Here is a 1,024-nt window from a genome sequence, read left to right on the forward strand (position 1 = left end):
GGGGCGTGGTGGGTGGGGTGCCCCCGCCGCACGGCGCGCCGTTGAGCTGGCAGCCGGTCGGGGAGCCGGAGCCGCTGGCCAGGAAGCCGAAGGAGACCGAGGCGCCCGGGGCGACGGCGCCGTTCCAGGACCGGTTGGTGAAGGTGTGCCGCTGACCGGCGGAGCTGAGCGTCGCGTCCCAGTAGCTGCCCAGGGTGGTGCCGGAGGGCAGGTCGAAGACGAGGTTCCAGCCGTTGATCGTCGATCCGCCGCCGTTGGTGATGGTGTACCTCCCCTCCCAACCGGAGCCCCAGTCGGCGGTCTTGACGAAGCTGGCGGTCGCTCCGGCGGCGAAGGCGGGCAGCGCGACCCAGGCCGCGCCGAGCGTCGCGGCCAACCCGGTGACCAGGGACAGGACAAGGGATCTGGCAGGCTTCATGCGGCCCTCCGCGCCCGGCTGGGCATCCATGTACGTCAACGTTGGCGCTAATTATTAAGACAGTTAACTGTTTCTGTCCAGAGGCCGACGCGAATGATTGGGTCTCCCGTCGCGCGGCGACGCGACGGGAGACCCGCACAGGCCCGCTTCAGCGGCGGAAGGTGAACCAGTTGACGTTGACGAAGTCGTTCGGTTGACCGCTGGTGAAGGTGAGGTAGACCGCGTGCCGCCCGGTCACCGCTCCGACGTTCCCGGGCACCGAGCGCCAGCTCTGCCAGCCGCCGGTGTTGCCGATCGCGAAGCTGCCGATGGGCGCCGCCGTCGGGCTGTCCACCCGCACCTCGACCAGGCCGCTCGCCCCGCCGCCCGCCCCGGAGGCGACCCGCGCCACGAAGTCCCGGGGCCCGGTGGAACCGAACTCGACGTTGTCGTACCGCACCCAGTCGCCGTTGCGCAGCGCGCCGATGTTCTGCCCGCCCTCGGCACACGCCTCGACGATCACACCGTTCTGCGCGCTGAACGCCTCGGCCTCGATCTGCCCGTAGGCGTCCCTCGTACCGCCGGGTGGCGGCGTGGTGGGCGGCGGCGTGGTGGGCGGGGTGGTTC

At 71.3% G+C, this 1,024-nt stretch carries 2 protein-coding genes; both read right to left on the reverse strand.

Annotated elements, in window-relative coordinates:
* On the reverse strand, window positions 1–418 hold a 418-nt coding region (locus FHG89_RS00040), incomplete at its 3' end, for a cellulose binding domain-containing protein (RefSeq protein WP_208760809.1).
* A 148-nt stretch (window positions 419–566) separates the two neighbouring features.
* Window positions 567–1,024: carbohydrate-binding protein (locus FHG89_RS00045; RefSeq protein ID WP_139581801.1), on the reverse strand; the 458-nt coding region annotated here is incomplete at its 5' end.

The organism is Micromonospora orduensis, from assembly GCF_006228125.1.
GTDB classification, from domain to species: domain Bacteria; phylum Actinomycetota; class Actinomycetes; order Mycobacteriales; family Micromonosporaceae; genus Micromonospora; species Micromonospora orduensis.